This window comes from Shouchella rhizosphaerae, from assembly GCF_036700015.1.
Classification (GTDB): domain Bacteria; phylum Bacillota; class Bacilli; order Bacillales; family Bacillaceae_D; genus Shouchella; species Shouchella rhizosphaerae.
This window is the reverse complement of the sequence record NZ_CP144921.1, coordinates 576,646-593,130: the sequence shown is the minus strand read 5'-3', so window position 1 is coordinate 593,130 and position 16,485 is coordinate 576,646. Positions and strand designations below refer to the sequence as shown.

The 16,485-nt window shown below is 45.2% G+C and carries 17 protein-coding genes; 12 read left to right on the top strand and 5 right to left on the bottom strand.

The window, feature by feature from the left end:
- Position 1 precedes the first annotated feature (1 nt).
- The gene (dapF, locus tag V5G21_RS03200) at positions 2 to 850 is read left to right on the top strand and encodes a diaminopimelate epimerase (RefSeq protein ID WP_338465213.1); all 849 of its coding nucleotides are present in this window, start codon (positions 2 to 4) and stop codon (positions 848 to 850) included.
- A 52-nt stretch (positions 851 to 902) separates the two neighbouring features.
- Here the strand turns inward: dapF and mqnE are convergent, their stop codons facing one another.
- Entirely contained in the window at positions 903 to 1,997 is a 1,095-nt protein-coding gene (mqnE, locus tag V5G21_RS03195) for an aminofutalosine synthase MqnE (RefSeq protein WP_011247775.1), read from the bottom strand.
- 292 nt (positions 1,998 to 2,289) lie between these two features.
- Between mqnE and V5G21_RS03190 the strand changes: the two genes are divergently transcribed.
- Positions 2,290 to 2,415 carry a hypothetical protein gene (locus V5G21_RS03190; RefSeq protein WP_073304685.1) on the top strand — a complete coding sequence of 42 codons (126 nt, stop codon included), beginning with the start codon at positions 2,290 to 2,292 and terminating at the stop codon, positions 2,413 to 2,415.
- 53 nt (positions 2,416 to 2,468) lie between these two features.
- A complete protein-coding gene (locus V5G21_RS03185) occupies positions 2,469 to 2,822 on the top strand; it encodes a HesB/IscA family protein (protein WP_011247774.1) in 354 nt (117 codons plus the stop codon).
- A gap of 127 nt (positions 2,823 to 2,949) precedes the next feature.
- Here the strand turns inward: V5G21_RS03185 and V5G21_RS03180 are convergent, their stop codons facing one another.
- Together V5G21_RS03180 and V5G21_RS03175 are read right to left on the bottom strand one after the other, a co-directional pair.
- Positions 2,950 to 3,615, bottom strand: coding sequence for an amino acid ABC transporter permease (locus V5G21_RS03180; protein WP_011247773.1), 666 nt, complete (start codon positions 3,613 to 3,615; stop codon positions 2,950 to 2,952).
- 11 nt (positions 3,616 to 3,626) lie between these two features.
- The gene (locus tag V5G21_RS03175) at positions 3,627 to 4,469 is read right to left on the bottom strand and encodes a transporter substrate-binding domain-containing protein (RefSeq protein WP_011247772.1); all 843 of its coding nucleotides are present in this window, start codon (positions 4,467 to 4,469) and stop codon (positions 3,627 to 3,629) included.
- A 235-nt stretch (positions 4,470 to 4,704) separates the two neighbouring features.
- On the opposite strand from V5G21_RS03175, the gene V5G21_RS03170 reads away from it, so the two are divergent.
- From V5G21_RS03170 to V5G21_RS03155, 4 genes are all read left to right on the top strand, one after another.
- Positions 4,705 to 6,411, top strand: coding sequence for a PTS mannitol-specific transporter subunit IIBC (locus tag V5G21_RS03170; protein ID WP_011247771.1), 1,707 nt, complete (start codon positions 4,705 to 4,707; stop codon positions 6,409 to 6,411).
- Between the two features lie 65 nt (positions 6,412 to 6,476).
- A complete protein-coding gene (locus V5G21_RS03165; RefSeq protein ID WP_249413789.1) occupies positions 6,477 to 8,537 on the top strand; it encodes a BglG family transcription antiterminator in 2,061 nt (686 codons plus the stop codon).
- The gene (locus tag V5G21_RS03160; protein ID WP_011247769.1) at positions 8,534 to 8,965 is read left to right on the top strand and encodes a PTS sugar transporter subunit IIA; all 432 of its coding nucleotides are present in this window, start codon (positions 8,534 to 8,536) and stop codon (positions 8,963 to 8,965) included. The genes V5G21_RS03165 and V5G21_RS03160 overlap by 4 nt, the downstream gene beginning before the upstream one ends.
- The gene (locus V5G21_RS03155) at positions 8,965 to 10,089 is read left to right on the top strand and encodes a mannitol-1-phosphate 5-dehydrogenase (RefSeq protein WP_011247768.1); all 1,125 of its coding nucleotides are present in this window, start codon (positions 8,965 to 8,967) and stop codon (positions 10,087 to 10,089) included. Before V5G21_RS03160 ends, V5G21_RS03155 begins: the two co-directional genes overlap by 1 nt.
- Before the next feature lie 87 nt (positions 10,090 to 10,176).
- Here V5G21_RS03155 and V5G21_RS03150 read toward each other — a convergent pair whose 3' ends face one another.
- Positions 10,177 to 11,214: an NAD(P)/FAD-dependent oxidoreductase gene (locus V5G21_RS03150; RefSeq protein WP_170969634.1), complete on the bottom strand. Its 1,038-nt coding sequence runs from the start codon at positions 11,212 to 11,214 to the stop codon at positions 10,177 to 10,179.
- 241 nt (positions 11,215 to 11,455) lie between these two features.
- Between V5G21_RS03150 and V5G21_RS03145 the strand changes: the two genes are divergently transcribed.
- From V5G21_RS03145 to V5G21_RS03135, 3 genes are all read left to right on the top strand, one after another.
- Positions 11,456 to 12,664, top strand: coding sequence for an NAD(P)/FAD-dependent oxidoreductase (locus tag V5G21_RS03145; RefSeq protein WP_035202694.1), 1,209 nt, complete (start codon positions 11,456 to 11,458; stop codon positions 12,662 to 12,664).
- Between the two features lie 208 nt (positions 12,665 to 12,872).
- Positions 12,873 to 13,199 (top strand): YuiB family protein, encoded by a 327-nt coding sequence (locus tag V5G21_RS03140; protein WP_011247765.1) that lies wholly within the window; start codon positions 12,873 to 12,875, stop codon positions 13,197 to 13,199.
- 82 nt (positions 13,200 to 13,281) lie between these two features.
- Complete coding sequence (locus tag V5G21_RS03135; RefSeq protein ID WP_011247764.1) at positions 13,282 to 13,902, top strand: 3D domain-containing protein; 621 nt, start codon at positions 13,282 to 13,284, stop codon at positions 13,900 to 13,902.
- Positions 13,903 to 13,941: 39 nt separating this feature from the next.
- Here the strand turns inward: V5G21_RS03135 and V5G21_RS03130 are convergent, their stop codons facing one another.
- The gene (locus tag V5G21_RS03130; protein ID WP_011247763.1) at positions 13,942 to 14,412 is read right to left on the bottom strand and encodes a divergent PAP2 family protein; all 471 of its coding nucleotides are present in this window, start codon (positions 14,410 to 14,412) and stop codon (positions 13,942 to 13,944) included.
- A 137-nt stretch (positions 14,413 to 14,549) separates the two neighbouring features.
- Here V5G21_RS03130 and V5G21_RS03125 point away from each other — a divergent pair, with 137 nt between their 5' ends.
- Together V5G21_RS03125 and V5G21_RS03120 are read left to right on the top strand one after the other, a co-directional pair.
- The gene (locus V5G21_RS03125; RefSeq protein ID WP_011247762.1) at positions 14,550 to 16,040 is read left to right on the top strand and encodes a leucyl aminopeptidase; all 1,491 of its coding nucleotides are present in this window, start codon (positions 14,550 to 14,552) and stop codon (positions 16,038 to 16,040) included.
- Positions 16,041 to 16,150: 110 nt separating this feature from the next.
- Positions 16,151 to 16,432 (top strand): hypothetical protein, encoded by a 282-nt coding sequence (locus tag V5G21_RS03120; protein WP_011247761.1) that lies wholly within the window; start codon positions 16,151 to 16,153, stop codon positions 16,430 to 16,432.
- The last annotated feature ends 53 nt before the right edge of the window (positions 16,433 to 16,485 follow it).

The window sequence follows — 16,485 nt, the reverse complement described above, 5'->3', positions numbered from 1 at the left end:
AATGGAGTTCACAAAAATGCACGGCCTCGGCAACAGCTATATTTACATCAATCTATTTAAGGAACATTTACCCGAAGAGCGCTTAGCTGAAACAGCAGTTTGGCTAGCTGATCCGAACCGAGGGATTGGCAGTGATGGGATGATATTGATTGGCCCTTCCACTTCATGCGCGATAAAAATGCGTATTTTTAATAATGATGGATCGGAAGCGAAAAATTGCGGGAATGGGTTGCGTTGCGTCGCAAAATATAGCTACGAACATGGGTTGGTTCACGAAAAGGCCTTTTCGATTGAGACGCTGGGCGGACCTGTTTTTGCTACTGTGGAGGTAGACGAGGAAGGGCGTGTTGGAGCAGTCGCCATCAATATGGGACAGCCGCGTTTAACAAGGCAGGCCATTCCAATAATCGGCGAAGGGGATAAGCCTGTTGTCGGCGAAAAGCTAGAGGCAAATGGCGAAACAGTTCAAGTGACAGCTGTTTCGATGGGAAATCCTCATGCAGTCATGTTTGTAGAGCAAATCGAAAAAGCGCCTGTTGAGTCGCTTGGCCCTGTGATCGAAAAACATTCTGCATTCCCAGATTGGGTTAACGCCGAGTGGGTAGAAGTAGTCAGTGAAACAGAACTTCATTTTCGTGTATGGGAACGAGGTTCAGGCATTACGCAAGCGTGCGGCACAGGGGCGTGCGCTGCAGTCGTCGCCAGTGTGTTAAATGGGTATGCGAAACAGGGGGTACCGGTAACGGTCCACTTGCTTGGCGGCGATCTGACAATTGTATGGCAAGAGAATGGCGATGTGCTCATGCGTGGGCCAGCAGAGTATATTTGCACAGGGAATGTCTTTCTTTAACGGATGCTTTAAAAAGCCTGTTCCGCACGTTTGCGGACAGGCTTTTAATCTGTTAATAGCGTTTTATTTCATTGTAGAAAGTGTCGCGTTCAATTGGTGTTTTGCCAGCTGTTTTGATCATATGAATCAGTTCTTTTCTCGTGATGCCTGCAGACGTTAATGCGCCAACAGAATGGGAAATTCGTTCTTCTATTAATGTGCCATGGATGTCGCTGGAGCCAAAAGTCAACGCCATTTGCGTCAATTGAACGCCAATGTTAATCCAGTACGCTTTTATATGCTGGAAATTGTCGAGCATAAGGCGGCTGACCGCAATCGTACGCATATCATCGTATGCAGACGTACGGCGGTTTAAGCCTGCCTTTACATTGCGCGGCTGCATCGCTAGAGGGATGAAAACCATAAAACCATTTGTACGGTCTTGCAAGTCGCGGACGCGTTGCATATGAATCAAGCGCTCTTCTTTCGTTTCAACTGAGCCGTAAAGCATCGTTGAATGAGTGCGCAAGCCAAGGTTGTGAGCGGTTTCGTGTGCTTCGAGCCATTGGTCTGTTGATGCTTTATCCGGGCTCATAATAGCACGATAGCGCTCGGTCAAAATTTCTGCACCGCCTCCAGTTAAAGTGGCCAGCCCCGCATCCATGAGCGTTTGGATTACTTCTTTCATAGAAATGCCAGCAAGGCGTGAGAAAAATTCAATCTCTGCCCCTGTATACGCTTTAATCGTCACTTGCGGGTAGTGCTTTTTCAACGTTTTTACGGTATTCACATAATACTCAAAACCGACTTCATTGTTGTGACCGCCAACGATATGAAATTCGCGGATGTTGTCGTTCCAACGATCTTCTACATATTTTAATAGCGCTTCTTCATCCATTGTATAAGCGCCTTCTTCGCCTGGTTTGCGCTTAAAGCCGCAAAATCCGCAGTTGGCTTCACACACATTCGTTGGGTTGATATAAAGGTTCTCGATGAAATAAACGTTTTGCCCGTTTTTTCGCTCGTTGACGATATTAGCCAATTGTGCAACTCCGAGCAAATCAGGCGTTTCATATAAAACAAGGCCATCTTCTATCGAAAGGCGCTCGCCATGCAACACTTTCTCTTTCACTTCTTGAAGCTTCGTGTCTGCAAGTAGTACACTCATCTTCATTTCCTCCTTTTGGAACAATTCACATTCACATCGTGTTCCCTTCAAATCCGTACGAACCTATTATACTACTACCATTTTTAGAATGAAAGGAGCGTGAACCAAACTCCAGCGCAAAAGAAAACATTACAAACTAATAACAAATGGAAGATTATCGTTGCGTGGCAAGGGGATAATCTGTAAAATGTAGGCAATATGCAAAAAGGTGAATAGTGATAATAGTGGGGTGGTCGTATTGCGTTTAACATATGAGGCTTGTCTAGAAAGGCTAGAGAGCCTAAGGGCTAAAATGCTCATCGCAGCAAAGCAGTACGGCATGTCACATCCTATTGTGTTAACATATAGCAAAGAAATTGACTTAATTCATAATTACTTGTTAGAAATGGAATCGAAGCGTTCGTTTCCGAAAACTTGAGTCTTCTTACAAAACCCTCTATACTGTAAGAATAAAGAAGGGAGGCATGTGGAATGATTACTCTTACGGATTCGGCTGCAAGCCAAATCGAAGCAATGAAAAAAGAGGAAGGCGATGCGTCCCTCATGCTTCGGATTGGCGTAAAAGGGGGCGGCTGTTCGGGCCTTTCCTACGCAATGGGTTTCGACAATGAGCAAGACGAAGAAGATACGAAAATCCATGTCAATGGCATCGACGTCTTGATCGACAAAGAAAGCGAGCCAATCGTAAAAGGATTGGTGATCGACTATAAACAAAACATGATGGGCGGCGGCTTTACACTCGATAATCCAAATGCGATTGCCAACTGCGGCTGCGGCGCATCTTTCCGTACAGCTGCTAATGCAGGAACGCCGGAAGATTGTTAAAAAAACGTTGTCAGCAAAGACGAGCGTTTGTCTGGGGCTTCCTTTAAACTGAAATACGTTTGGGAAGATTGAATAGAACGATATGTACAGTCTAAACGGGCGGCAGAATCTCTCTGCCGCCCGCTTTTTAAGTTTCAATATAACGATTAAACCGTTTTTCTAAGTAGCGTTGCAACAGAGACAACAGTGAACAAATACCCCAATAAATCAAGGCAGCAACGATTAGAACGGTAAAATAATTAAATTCCCTGCCGCCGACGATCCGAGCTTGGTACATGAGCTCAGGCAAAGCAATCGTGGACGCGATTGACGTCATTTTAACCAGGCTTAAAAAAATATTGCTAAGCGGCGGCAATGCAATACGGACCGCCTGTGGCAAAATAATATGCTGCATGGCTTTTGTTTTTGACAACCCTAGGGAAGCGGCTGCTTCATGTTGTCCACGGTCAACGGCAGCCAAGGCGGAGCGGTTCACTTCAGCGACGTACGCAGACGTATTCAGGCTGAAGCCTACAATAGCTGCAGCTACTGCGCTTAGCTGAAACCCAAATTCCGGCAAAGCGGCATATAGTAAAAACAATAAGAGCAAAATCGGCACACCACGGTTGAAAGAAATAAACAGCATACACGGTATGCGAACATATGCTTGTTTTGACATACGTCCAAGCGCTAGTATAAACCCGAACACGAGTGCAATGGCCATGCTAATTACAGCCACAAAAAGCGTATATTGCAAGCCTTTTAAAATAAACGGAAAGGATTCAATGGCAAGGTTTAGATCAAATGAACGCATCTGCCAACATCCTATTGAAATTCAATATCATCAGGCAATGTTGTGACATCCTGGCCGTTAAAAAACTGTTTGGACAACTCACTGGCAGTGCCATCAGCAAGGAGCTGCTCAAGCGCTTCGTCGACTGCCTCTTTCAGACGGGTCTCCCCTTTTGCCATCATAAAGGCTTGTTCACTCGGGTCGTAAAAGAGCGTTGGGTGGACAACGACGTCTATGTCTGGCATCGCCTCAACTGTAATAGACTGCAAGTAAAAGTCATTTAAAATCACATCTCCTTGCCCTGTTTCAACTGCACGTAAGTAAACGTCATTGGTGACATTGTCAAAGAACAAAGGCTCTGCACCATACGATTCCGCTTTTTGCATATACGTCGTTGTTGGCGCTCCTAGGGCAATTTTTCCATCTAGGTCTTCTAATGTTTCAATGCCAGATAAATCATCGGCACGTACAATCGCACTTCCGTAAGAAAACTTATATGGCAACGAGAAGTCAAAGTTCTTTTGCCGTTCCTCGGTAATGGCTAAACTGTTGGCAGCAAGGTGCACCCGTCCGCTGTTTAGCGCTTGTGTCATCGTTTCGACGCCTATTTCTTCAAATGTCACATCGACACCGAGGAGATCAGCTACTTCTTTAACAAGTTCGACTTCAAACCCTGTCAGTTCATTATCGTCATCATGGTAGGACGTCGGGAATAAAGTCCCTGCAGTGGCAACGACGATCGTTCCCTTTTCTTCGATTGCATCCCATGCTTGGTTCTCGTCGCTCGCGTTTTCTTCAGCCGGCTCTCCTCCTTGGCAAGCGCTAAGCAAGGCAGCAGCAGCAAGCCCAATGTAAGGAAACAGTTGCTTTTTCATCTATCATTCCTCCTGAAAGTATACGTCCTTTGTTAGTATGGAGATAAACGGACGAACAATCAAGAAACTTGTTTCTTCCATTATAAATAAGGCCAACAAATATAATCTTGTCGCGACAAAAACGACGAAATTGCATTTTTCTTTTATTGAAGGAGATGCTAAAGGCGATTAAGATGAAGCTCGAGAGATAGCACTCATCCATTTTTATGATTATCATTCTAAAGGAGGAAATAGAATGGCTGAAAAAGGGAGCATCCGTTCTCGAGTACAAAAATTTGGCAGCAATTTAAGCAGCATGATCATGCCAAATATCGGCGCTTTTATCGCATGGGGCTTGCTTACAGCAATTGCCGTGCCGTCTGGCATTGAGTTGTTCGAAAGTTTTGTTAGCCCGATGATCACCTATTTGTTGCCGCTGTTAATCGCTTTTGCCGGCGGACGTCTCGTCCATGATTTTAGGGGCGGTGTTGTTGGCGCCACCGCAGCGATGGGTGTCATCGTTGCAGCGGATATGCCAATGTTTATCGGGGCAATGATTATGGGGCCTCTTGGTGGATATGTCATTAAAAAGTTTGACCAAGTAATGGAAGGGAAAATCAAGCAAGGTTTTGAAATGCTTGTCAATAACTTTTCTGCCGGGATTCTTGGTGCCGCTTTAGCTTTATTTGGCTCTTTAGCGATCGGACCGCTGGTCGCTGCCTTTACACAAGTATTAGAAACAGGCGTTGACGCTATGATTAGCTGGGGCGTCTTGCCGCTCGTTTCGATTTTTATCGAACCAGCTAAAATTTTGTTTTTAAATAATGCGATTAACCACGGCGTCATCGGCCCAATTGCTGCTGGGCAAGTCGCTGAGTACGGCAAGTCGATCCTTTACTTGCTTGAAGCTAACCCTGGCCCAGGGATGGGTATTCTTCTTGCTTATATGATTTTTGGGAAAGGTGCGTCACGTGCCTCCTCTTATGGAGCAGGAATTATCCACTTCTTTGGCGGCATCCACGAAATTTACTTCCCGTACGTGCTGATGAAGCCATTGTTGATCGTAGCAGCTATTCTTGGCGGAGCAGGCGGTATTTTCACTTTGTCGCTGTTTAATGCTGGATTGGTGAGCGTTCCGTCTCCTGGAAGCATTATTTCGATTTTATTGCTTACAGCGTCGGATAGTTATGTGGGCGTCATTTTAAGCGTTCTTGTCGCAACGGCGATTTCGTTTGTTGTCGCATCCATGATCCTCAAGTTTGACCGCAAAGGCGAGGAAGAGAATTTAGAGGAAGCACAAGGGAAAATCAAAGAAATGAAGGGGAAAACGACCGCTGCGGCTGAGCCGGAAAAGACAGCTGGGGTCGACTATGGAAAGGTATCATCGATTATTTTTGCTTGTGACGCAGGAATGGGATCAAGTGCGATGGGCGCTTCGATTATGAAAGACCGCGTTAAAAAAGCAGGGCTTGAAGGCATCTCGGTGGCCAATACAGCCATCAGCAACATACCGGATAGCGCAGACCTGATCATTACACACAAAGATTTAACGGAGCGGGCCAAACAAAAACAACCGAATGCGCTCCATGTATCGGTTGACAACTTTATGAACAGCCCTCGCTACCAAGAAATCATTGAGAAGCTGCAAGAAGCACACGCACAAGAGGAACAACAGCCTACAGACAAGCCAATTGAAAAAATTGTGTTTGCTTGCGATGCAGGTATGGGTTCTAGCGCAATGGGCGCTTCACTTTTAAAAGACAAGTTTAAAAAAGCGGGCATTACGGGTATCCATGTATCGAATACAGCCGTTAGCAACATTCCAGCAGACGCGGATCTTGTCATCACCCATAAAGACTTGACAGAACGAGCGAAACAAAAACAGCCTGATGCTGAACATCTATCCGTAGAGAACTTCTTAAGCAGTCCCCGCTATGACGAGCTTGTGGAGCGTCTAAAATAAAACGACATCCCCTTTAAGGGGATGTTGTCTATTTATTTAATAGGGAAGGGGGGATGAGTGTGCATATGACGGCAAGAGAGCGCGTCTTGCTCCAGGCTTTGCTTGCTAACGAGCAAGGATTGACATTGCAAGAGCTAGCTGATGTGGCCTCTGTTAGTGTACGCACGATACAACGAGATTTGCCAAGTTTAGCGAAAGTGGCCGCGAATCATCAGCTCTCATTACACAGAGGCCATTTTCTTGTATTAGAAGGGGCGTCTACGTATAAGCTAGCGTTAAAGGAGAAGCTACAAACGATCAATGCCGGTGATTTCACGAGCGATGAACGTGTAGGGTTACTATTGGCCCTGCTTCTAGATGCCAATGAACCAGTTAAGCTGTTCGCTCTTGCTAAAGAGTTGAACGTCACGCCTGCCACTGTTGGCAGTGACTTGACAAAGGCGGCCGAATGGCTGGAACAGTTTGGCATTAAATTGATCCGTAAACGGGGCTACGGCATTGCTGTAAAAGGCACGGAAACGAATATTCGCCAAGCGATGTCGGCCATTTTATCGGAAAACCTCACGGAGGAAGCATTTTATGAAGCCGTCTATTCAGGCCAAATGCAAAATGAAGTCGCTAGCCGTCTTTTGCATTTTGTTGACTTAGAAACAATCCGCCTTGTCCAGTCGACGATACAACGTGTGAAAGAAAAACATTTTGATGACATGGCTGACCAATCTTTTATTGCTCTTGTCGTCCATGCCACTTTAGCGATTGAACGAATTAAGCAAGGCGAACAAATTAGAATGGACGCGGGCCAGCTTGAAGCATTGCATAAGGAAGATAGCCTGCCGGTTGCACAGGAGTTAGCCGAAGCGCTTGCGCAAACGTTCCAAATAACGATTCCTGAAGCAGAAATTGGCTATTTAGTCATGCATTTGCGTGGCGCGAGAATTGGGCATATACAAGGCGAGCCGTTTGAGCAGTCCAATGCAGAATTGGCAGGCAGATTAAAGCAGTTTATTGCCGGAATGGAACAGGATTTGTCTGTCTCTTTAGCTGAACCGTCCTTATTCCAAGGGTTGCTCGCTCATCTGAAACCTGCTCTCTACCGGGTGAGGCAAGGAATGAAGATCCATAACCCGCTGCTTGAAAAAGTCAAAGCCGATTATGCTGCTCTGTTTGCCGTAACAGCTAAACAAGCAAGTAAGGCGTTCGCACCCCTTAAGCTGCCTGAAGCAGAAATTGGTTTTTTAACGTTGCATTTCGGGGCTGCCCTTGAGCGGCGCAAACGATCCGTGTCTTTATCCGCATTGGTTGTATGTTCAAGCGGAATTGGTTCGGCCAAAATGTTGGCGAGCCGTATTAGACAAGAATTTCCCGAAATTTCCTCTATTACAAACGCCTCTTTGTTTGATTTGGACAAATATGACCCTGCCAACTTTGATTTGTTCATTTCAACCGTCAAGGTGGAGACGAATAACAGGCAAGCGCTCCGTGTCAGCCCGATGTTAACTGCTGACGAGGCAAGTTTAATTAAAGCAAATATCGATGAGCTTTTAAATGAGCAAACGATCACGGCGGCGCCGACTATTCGCACAAACGTGGAAGAAAAGCGCTCATTTGCAGACATTAAACGGATGGCATCCTTTATCGACTCTTTTTTACAGTCTGTTCGTCTTGTTGCTGTGGATGAACTTCTTGCAGGGATTCGTGTTTATTGCGACATTCTTGAAGAAGAAGGGGCGTTATCCGAGGCCAAACAAGTGTATGATGCGCTGCTTGCGAGGGAGCGGCTAGGTGGGATTGGCATTCCTGGTACAGGGTTGGCCTTGTTCCATACTCGTTTAAACGAGATTAAGCGGCCTGTGTTTGTCTTTTTGGATCTAAAAACAGAAGCGCAAGTTGCTTCAATGGCTGATGGCAATGAACGCATTAAACGAGCGATTCTTATGCTTGCCCCTGAAGCTTTAGCAGAACAGGAGCTTGCGTTTATGAGTTTTGTTAGCATTTTGCTGATTGGATCAGATGACGAAACGGCACTTTTCTATCAAGGGAGAGAACGCGAAATTACACAGTTTCTTGAACAAAAGTGTCGCGAGTTTATGATATCGTATATAAATGAAGGAGTGGACCAATCATGAGCATTTTAAAAGCAGAGAACATTAAAATTGGTGCGAGCGTGGGCTCGAAAGAAGAAGCGATCAAACTTGCCGGACAAGTGCTGGCTGACCAAGGCTATGTGAATGAACAGTACATTGACAAAATGTTTGCCCGTGAAGAATTGACGTCTACTTATATGGGGAACTTGCTTGCTATTCCCCATGGGACAGAGGATGCCCGAGAGGATGTTAAACAGTCTGGCTTATCGATTTTATTGCTAGACCATGAAATTGACTGGAATGGCAACCCTGTGCAGCTTGTCATCGGCATTGCTGGCAAAGGAGATGAGCATTTAGAGATCCTTTCCAAAATAGCGATTGCGTGCTCGGAAGAGGACAATGTCAGAGCGCTTCTCCAAGTGAAAACAGCTGAAGACGTACTTGACTTTTTTTCAGGAGTAACAGAATGATGAAGGCTGTTCATTTTGGCGCAGGCAACATTGGCCGTGGTTTTATTGGCGCATTACTGGTCGATGCAGGTTATGAAGTAACGTTTGTTGATGTCAATGAGAAAATCATTGATGCCCTGAACGAGCGGAATGAGTACAAAGTAACGGTTGCGGGCGAAAGAAAAGAGACTGAGACGGTTACAAATGTGCGTGGAATTAACAGCAAAACAAATGAAAAAGAAGCGATTGACGCAATTGCCGAAGCGGATATCGTTACAACTGCTGTAGGACCGACTGTTTTGCCCTATATTGCTAAGACGATTGCACAAGGGTTAAAACAACGGACTGCAAGTAAGCCAGTCAACATGATTGCCTGTGAAAATGCAATCCGGGCGACTTCTCAATTGAAAAAAGACGTTTTGTCCCATCTTTCTGAAGAAGAAACGACAGCCTTGTTGAAGGATGCTGGCTTCGCTGATGCTGCTGTCGATCGGATTGTGCCGAATGTCCAATCAGATGATATTCTTCATGTCACAGTAGAACCTTTTTTTGAGTGGGTCGTCGAAAAGCCTGCTCTGAAAGGAGATGCTGTTCAACTCGGCAAAGCAGTGCTTGTTGAGGATCTAGCTCCATACATTGAGCGCAAGTTATTCACAGTTAACACTGGGCACGCGGTTGCTGCTTATGTTGGCTATCGCAAAGGGAAGAAAACGATTAAAGAGGCTTTGGCGGATGATTATATTAAACACCGTGTCCGCGGTGCTCTTAATGAAACGAAAGCGATGCTTGTAGAGGAATACCAGTTTGATGCCGAAGCCCATGAAGATTATATCGACAAAATTCTTCTCCGTTTTCAAAACCCTCATCTTGAAGACTTGGTTGAACGAGTTGGCCGCGGCCCTATCCGTAAGCTGGGACCAGCAGATCGCCTCGTTAAACCTGCGAAGTATTTAGCTGAAAAAGGGCTTCATCCTGAGTCTTTGGCAGAAACGATTTTTGATGCCCTTCACTTTTATGCGGAAGGAGATCCAGAAAGCGAGGAGCTGCGAGCCCTTGTCGATGAAAAAGGGTATGTGGACGCGTTCTGTGAAATTTCTAAATTAGAAAAAGATCATCCGCTTGTTGAAATCGTCGCTAAAGAGTAGATGGCTTTGGCGAGGGCCTAACAGAAAACGTAAAAATGAAAAGAAGCCAGTCTGGGCGTTTCCGCCGAAACTGGCTTCTTGTATGTTTTAAAACAGGCTTGTTGAATGTCCCGGGAATGCGCGAGCCGTCGGGTCAATGTATACTTTCGCATTGTTGACAGCGGTAGGCGCTTCGCCAAAACCGGTAGCAATTAATTTAATTTTGCCGTCATACGTGCTGACGTCGCCAGCGGCATAAACGCCAGGAATGTTTGTCTCCATTTTGGTGTTAACTGGAATCGCATTTTTGCGGATTTCAAGCCCCCACTCTTTAATTGGTCCTAGCGTGGACACGAAGCCAAAGTTTACGATCACATCATCAACAGCAATCGTTTCTGTCTGATCTCCTTTCACTTCTGAAAAGGTTACCGCAGTGACGCCGTTTTCGTCGCCATGAAGTTCTGCCGTTTCATAGGGCGTCAAAATTCGTACAGACGATTTTTTAAGCAAATCGACGCTGTGCTCGTGGGCGCGGAAGGCGTCACGGCGATGGACGAGCGTCACTTCTTTGGCAATTGGCTCAAGCATGAGCGCCCAGTCAACAGCTGAATCGCCGCCGCCAATAACGACAACACGTTTGCCTGTAAAAGCACTTAAGTCGCGAATAAAATAATGGATGTTTTTGTCTTCGTAGAAGTCAGCTTTTTCGACTTGGAGTTTACGCGGGGCGAATGCGCCAGCTCCGGCTGTAATCAATACCGCTTTTGTATAATGGATATTGGCATCAGTAGTCAACACAAACGTTTCATCTTCTTGCTTTTCAAGCGTTTGCACCGCTTCTTCTAAAACAATTTCTGGCTGAAACTGTTGCGCTTGGGCAGTCAGTTGATCAACCAAGTCCTGCGCTTTTACTTTTGGAAATCCAGCAACATCGTAAATGTATTTATCAGGATAAAGGGCCGAAAGCTGTCCGCCAAGTTGAGGCATGCTTTCGATCACTTTTACTTTCATTTTGCGCATTCCTGCATAAAAGGCAGCGAATAATCCAGCAGGACCGCCACCGATAATAGTTAGATCAAACATGTCTTTCTGTTCTTGCAAAACCTCCACCCCCAAGTGAAAATGAAATCCTTTCTCATTATACATGCACTTTCAGGCAAATACAAAGGACAGGTCTGTTTTTCCTTGCACCTATCCGTTTTTGTCGATGGAAAGAAACATGATAGAAATAGTGGTTACTTTTTTTTATAGGGGAGTTGAAATTTGAACAAAAAACGAATATGATTAAAGTGTTAGAGATTGTGGCGAATTATTGAAAATGGGCATTATCTGAAAGAGAAAGTGAAATGAATCACAAACACCAAAATATTTAACGAAAGCGGAAGTGATGAGAGTGAACAAGGCAAGAATTGTAATCGCTGGGGCAGGATATGGCGGCATGAATACAGCGGTTACGCTGTCAAAGAAGTTAGGGCCAAATGATGCATCCATTACCCTTGTAAACAAACATGATTACCACTACCAAACAACTTGGCTCCACGAACCGGCTGCGGGAACGCTTGAGCCTGACCGGACACGGGTCAAGATCGCCGATGTTTTAAACACAAGTCGGGTCAATTTTGTGCAAGATGAAGTGTTGGAAGTAAAAACCGACGAAAAGAAAGTCATGTTAAAAGAGGGCGAGCTTGAATATGACTACTTAGTGCTAGCGCTAGGAGCAACAGCTGAGACGTTTGGCATTCCTGGCGTACACGAGCATGCTTTCACAAAATGGACGCTTAACGGAGCGCGCCAAGTCAAAGACCATATTGATGCCCAATTTGCTAACTATAACAATGTAGAGGACAAGCATGAAGGGTTACTCACATTTGTGGTTGCAGGTGCAGGATTTACAGGAATCGAGTTTATTGGCGAACTTTCAGAGCGTGTGCCTGAGCTTTGCAAAACGTATGATGTGCCTCGTGAAAAAGTAAGGTTGTTTGTCGTTGAAGCAGCACCAACTGCGTTGCCTGGCTTCGATCCAGAACTGGTTGAATACGCTATGAACTTGTTAGAAAGCCGCGGCGTTGAGTTTAAAATCAACACACCGATTAAAGAAGTCACTGCTTCTGGTGTCATTGTCGGCGAAGGGGAAGAAATTAAAGCGGAAACGGTTGTTTGGGCGACTGGTGTACGCGGAAACCCTGTTATTGAGAAATCAGGATTTGAAGCAATGCGCGGCCGTGTCAAAGTCAATCCTGACTTGCGTGCTCCAGGCCATGATGATGTTTTCATTATTGGCGACTGTGCACTTATCATTAATGAAGAAATTAACAGGCCATATCCGCCAACTGCGCAAATCGCGATGCAAATGGCGAAAACGTGCGCGAATAACTTAATTGCCTTGAACAAGGGGAGCACGGACCTTGAAACCTTCAAGTTTGACAATAAAGGGACTGTCGCTTCTCTTGGCGGAAAGCAAGCAATTGGCGTTGTTGGCTCCCGCAAAATTTACGGCGGCACAGCAAACTTTATGAAAAAAATGATTGATAACCGGGCACTCTTTATTCTTGGCGGCCCACTCCTAACGTTGAAAAAAGGCAAATTTCCTTTTTAATAAGCGAAGCGGGACGAATTTTGCTTAGCCAAAATTCGTCCCTTTTCTATGTTCAGAAGCTCAGATTGATGCCGACTTGTTATAGTGTTTGCGGCTGACGTTCGTATGATCGTTTGCTACGGCTCGTCTGACAGGCTTTCAATCGTTTCAACTTTGTCGACAACAGGAAGCTTTTTTAGTACACTAAGTTTTGTAGGAGGGCGCTTACATGAATGAAATCCATATACTGCAACTGATCGTATCGATTTTGCTGTTTTTTGTTTTGTTTGCGGGTATCGGTTTTTTGCTTAATATGGTGCTGCGGTTAACATGGATTATGGCGTTTCTTTATCCGATTGTGGTGTTGCTGATTGTTAATGAAGAGCCTTATCGCCAATATATCGCTGCTCCAGGACAAGCATTTGCGGCTTTGTTTGAAAAAGTCGTGTCTCTTCATCTAGCAGACTTGATTATTTTGACTAGCGGCTTTTTAGGTGCCGTTGCTTCGGGGATTATTATGAAACTGCTCCGCAAAGCGGGCTATCAAATGTTTTAAGCAAACAGGCGTGATTTTAGCCTGTTTTTTTGTGCATATTCTCTCTTTTGCTGGCAATGCTGTAGAAAGAGGAGTGTGACGAATGCTTAAATCAACCCACTTAAGAAAATGGATGTTTCGCGGGGTAATGGTCGTTTTGTTTATGGCTGCCTTGCTCACAACTGTTCATATCTTTACGAATTTAACCGTTTTTCATTTTCATTCTCTACCGAACGTCGAAAAACGCACTGCTGTCCAAGCAAAGACAATTCCAGGTGTAACAGTACCCGTTTACAAAATGGTGGAAGAGGAATTGGATACCAGTCTTTATGAACGGACAAGAGTAACTGCCACGGGCTATACGGCAGGAGTCGAGTCAACTGGGAAGGCGCCTGGCGATCCTGCTTATGGCATTACTTTTTCTGGATTGCCGGTGGAGCGTAATACGTATTCCACGATTGCTGCCGATCCTGCTGTGTTTCCGATTGGCTCTATTTTATTTGTACCAGGTTACGGGTATGGGGTAGTGGCAGATACAGGATCGGCTATAAAGGGGAAACACATTGATTTATATTATCCTACCGTTTCGGATGTTTATAACGAGTGGGGGAAACAAGAGCTTGACGTGTACATGATTAAAAAAGGAAGCGGCGAATTGACGCAAAAAGAGCTTGATGATTTAAATAGCGATGCGTCTATACATGTGTTTCGTAGTCGCACATAATGGCACGGACAGGCTGTTCAAAAGCCTGTCCGTTTGCGTTTAACCTATGAACCATGTATGCAATAGCAACGCGAGGATAATTCCCAGCAACGCGCCGAAAAATACTTCAATTGGCTGATGGCCAAGTAACTCTTTTAGTTTTTGTTCGTTTTCTTTTTTAGGCCACGTTTTAATTTCTTCAACAAGCTTGTTGAAATCTTGCACGAGCTGGTTTAACACAGTGGCATGGTAGCCTGCGTGGCGCCTAACGCCTGTAGCATCGAACATAACAATAATGCCGAGGACAGCAGATACGGCAAAAAGGGAAGAGTCCAACCCATGCTCTATCGCTACGGCAGTAGACAAGGCGGTAACAGCCGCTGAATGAGAGCTAGGCATCCCACCTGTGCTTGTGAACAATGAAAAATCAAGTTTTTTTGTAGCAAAGAAGGCGAGTGGAATCTTAATCGCTTGCGCAATAATAATTGCCATAAATGCCGCCCAAAGCGGGAAATTATCCAAAATTTCCATGTTCTCTTCCTTTCGCTGATAAGCCTCTTTAATTCGTATAGTATAACATACGTTCATAGCGATTTCCTTGACGGGATATTGATTTTTTGTAAGGGATTTTAGTCGCTATGGTATACTGGCAGTGAGGAGGGAATTGCATGTTTTATCTAACAGATCAATGGACAACGGCTTCGTCTGAAGAAGTGCTCGTTGTCGGTATATGGAAGAAAAAGCCTTTTAGCGGTATAGTGAAGGCGCTAGACGAGGCATTGGCAGGACAGCTAGGAGAGTTAAAAAAGCAAACCATATTCCCAAAGCAAAGCGGCGGTATTCTTACCATTCCTACGCTTAGTTTGATTGCAGCTAAACGTATTTATGCGGTCTACTTAGGGGAAGAGGATGGATTCGGGGCAGACGAGTTGCGGGAATATCTCGGCCATGTAGGAAAGCAACTAAAAAAAGAACGTGTAGAAACAGCAGGCGTGTTGCTAGATAGCTTTGTGACAGAGGCTGTTTCGCCGGAAGACGCTGCCTTCGGAATTGGAGAAGGCCTTGCTCTTGGCAGCTACGATAAACAGACGTATAAAGAAAAGAGCAATGAACCGATTAGAAGCCTTGCAAAAGTGACGCTTTATAGCAACAGAGAAGGGCTCACCTTTTATGCTGATCGAGGATATACATATGGAAAGGGGACAAATTTGGCGCGCAAGCTCGTGAACATGCCAGGCAACCTCTTAACGCCAAGCGACTTGGCCAATGAATCTGAGGCGCTTGCTAAAAAATACGGCTTTTCGTTCAATGTTCTTGAGCGAGAGGATATGGAACGCTTTGGAATGGGGGCGCTATTAGCTGTCGCTAATGGAAGCGATCAACCGCCAAAAATGATCATTATCCGATACGATGGCAATCCTGAAAGCGACGATGTAACAGGGCTTGTCGGAAAAGGAATTACGTTTGATTCTGGTGGCTATTCGTTAAAACCTCCTGCCAGCATGCATGAAATGAAAAACGATATGGGCGGAGCGGCAGCAGTGCTTGGGGCGATGGCGATTATTGGTGATATGAAACCGAAAGTCAATGTCTTAGCCGTCATCCCATCAAGTGAAAATTTAATTAATGGCTCCGCAATGAAGCCGGGTGATGTCATCTGTTCACTAAGCGGCAAAACAATCGAAATGCGCAATGCAGACGCCGAAGGGCGTTTGGTTTTAGCAGATGGGATTACGTATGCGAAACAGCTTGGCGCCAAACGGCTTATCGATGTAGCGACGTTAACAGGCGCTTGTGTGGTGGCTCTTGGCCACGAAACGACTGGGGCAGTCGCTAACGATGATGCGCTCATGGAGGCGGTGAAAGCAGCAGGCGACAAAGCTGGAGAGCCAATTTGGCGGTTTCCAAGTGGAAAAGGGTATAAAAAGCTGTTAGAATCGAGCGATATCGCCGACTTAAACAATTCACCTGGACGCCCAGGTGCAAGCATAACAGCTGGGTTGTTTATCGGTGCCTTTGCTGAAAAAACGCCGTGGGTCCATCTCGACATTGCTGGAACGGGTTATTTAAACAAAGCAACCAACATTGGTCCAGCAGGAGCCACAGGTGTGATGGCGCGGACATTAGCCCATTATGTGGAGTCGTTAAGCGAAGCATAACTTACTTTCGTTTCCCATTTTTTGTTCTTGTACGCATGGGGAAATAAGATTATAATACGGAGTAAGGATTCGTGTGAGCAGATTGTTTCTGGACGAGGAAGGAGAACAAAATGATTGAAACGGCCTATGTCGAAATAAAGCGTACGCGCGAACTTGGCACCATGGGGCGAAAATGCCGTGTTTTTCTTAACGACCATTTTGTCGGTGCATTAAAACGAAAACAAAAAATGACGATTGAAGTTCCAGCAGGCACCCATACGCTTTTTGCTACAAATGATGCATCCTTTACGGAACCAGTAAAATTGTCTGTTCAAGCAGGCGACACTATTTCTTACCAATTAAAAGGGCGCCGCAACAAATCATTATCGTTTACAAAAATTATTGCTTTTTAATGAAACGCTAAAGGTTATGCCTTTAGCGTTTTTTATTTTGCCTATTTATATGT

Excerpts from the sequence above, each read along its gene's own strand:
- V5G21_RS03175 (WP_011247772.1), bottom strand. The coding sequence starts at position 4,469 with ATGAAAAAGCAACTGTTTCCTTACATTGGGCTTGCTGCTGCTGCCTTG.
- V5G21_RS03165 (WP_249413789.1), top strand. The coding sequence starts at position 6,477 with ATGACGGCAAGAGAGCGCGTCTTGCTCCAGGCTTTGCTTGCTAACGAG.
- V5G21_RS03145 (WP_035202694.1), top strand. The coding sequence starts at position 11,456 with ATGAGAGTGAACAAGGCAAGAATTGTAATCGCTGGGGCAGGATATGGC.
- V5G21_RS03150 (WP_170969634.1), bottom strand. The coding sequence starts at position 11,214 with ATGTATAATGAGAAAGGATTTCATTTTCACTTGGGGGTGGAGGTTTTG.
- V5G21_RS03180 (WP_011247773.1), bottom strand. The coding sequence starts at position 3,615 with ATGCGTTCATTTGATCTAAACCTTGCCATTGAATCCTTTCCGTTTATT.
- dapF (WP_338465213.1), top strand. The coding sequence starts at position 2 with ATGGAGTTCACAAAAATGCACGGCCTCGGCAACAGCTATATTTACATC.
- V5G21_RS03185 (WP_011247774.1), top strand. The coding sequence starts at position 2,469 with ATGATTACTCTTACGGATTCGGCTGCAAGCCAAATCGAAGCAATGAAA.
- V5G21_RS03190 (WP_073304685.1), top strand. The coding sequence starts at position 2,290 with ATGCTCATCGCAGCAAAGCAGTACGGCATGTCACATCCTATTGTGTTA.
- V5G21_RS03130 (WP_011247763.1), bottom strand. The coding sequence starts at position 14,412 with ATGGAAATTTTGGATAATTTCCCGCTTTGGGCGGCATTTATGGCAATT.
- V5G21_RS03140 (WP_011247765.1), top strand. The coding sequence starts at position 12,873 with ATGAATGAAATCCATATACTGCAACTGATCGTATCGATTTTGCTGTTT.
- V5G21_RS03135 (WP_011247764.1), top strand. The coding sequence starts at position 13,282 with ATGCTTAAATCAACCCACTTAAGAAAATGGATGTTTCGCGGGGTAATG.
- V5G21_RS03125 (WP_011247762.1), top strand. The coding sequence starts at position 14,550 with ATGTTTTATCTAACAGATCAATGGACAACGGCTTCGTCTGAAGAAGTG.
- mqnE (WP_011247775.1), bottom strand. The coding sequence starts at position 1,997 with ATGAGTGTACTACTTGCAGACACGAAGCTTCAAGAAGTGAAAGAGAAA.
- V5G21_RS03170 (WP_011247771.1), top strand. The coding sequence starts at position 4,705 with ATGGCTGAAAAAGGGAGCATCCGTTCTCGAGTACAAAAATTTGGCAGC.
- V5G21_RS03160 (WP_011247769.1), top strand. The coding sequence starts at position 8,534 with ATGAGCATTTTAAAAGCAGAGAACATTAAAATTGGTGCGAGCGTGGGC.
- V5G21_RS03120 (WP_011247761.1), top strand. The coding sequence starts at position 16,151 with ATGATTGAAACGGCCTATGTCGAAATAAAGCGTACGCGCGAACTTGGC.
- V5G21_RS03155 (WP_011247768.1), top strand. The coding sequence starts at position 8,965 with ATGAAGGCTGTTCATTTTGGCGCAGGCAACATTGGCCGTGGTTTTATT.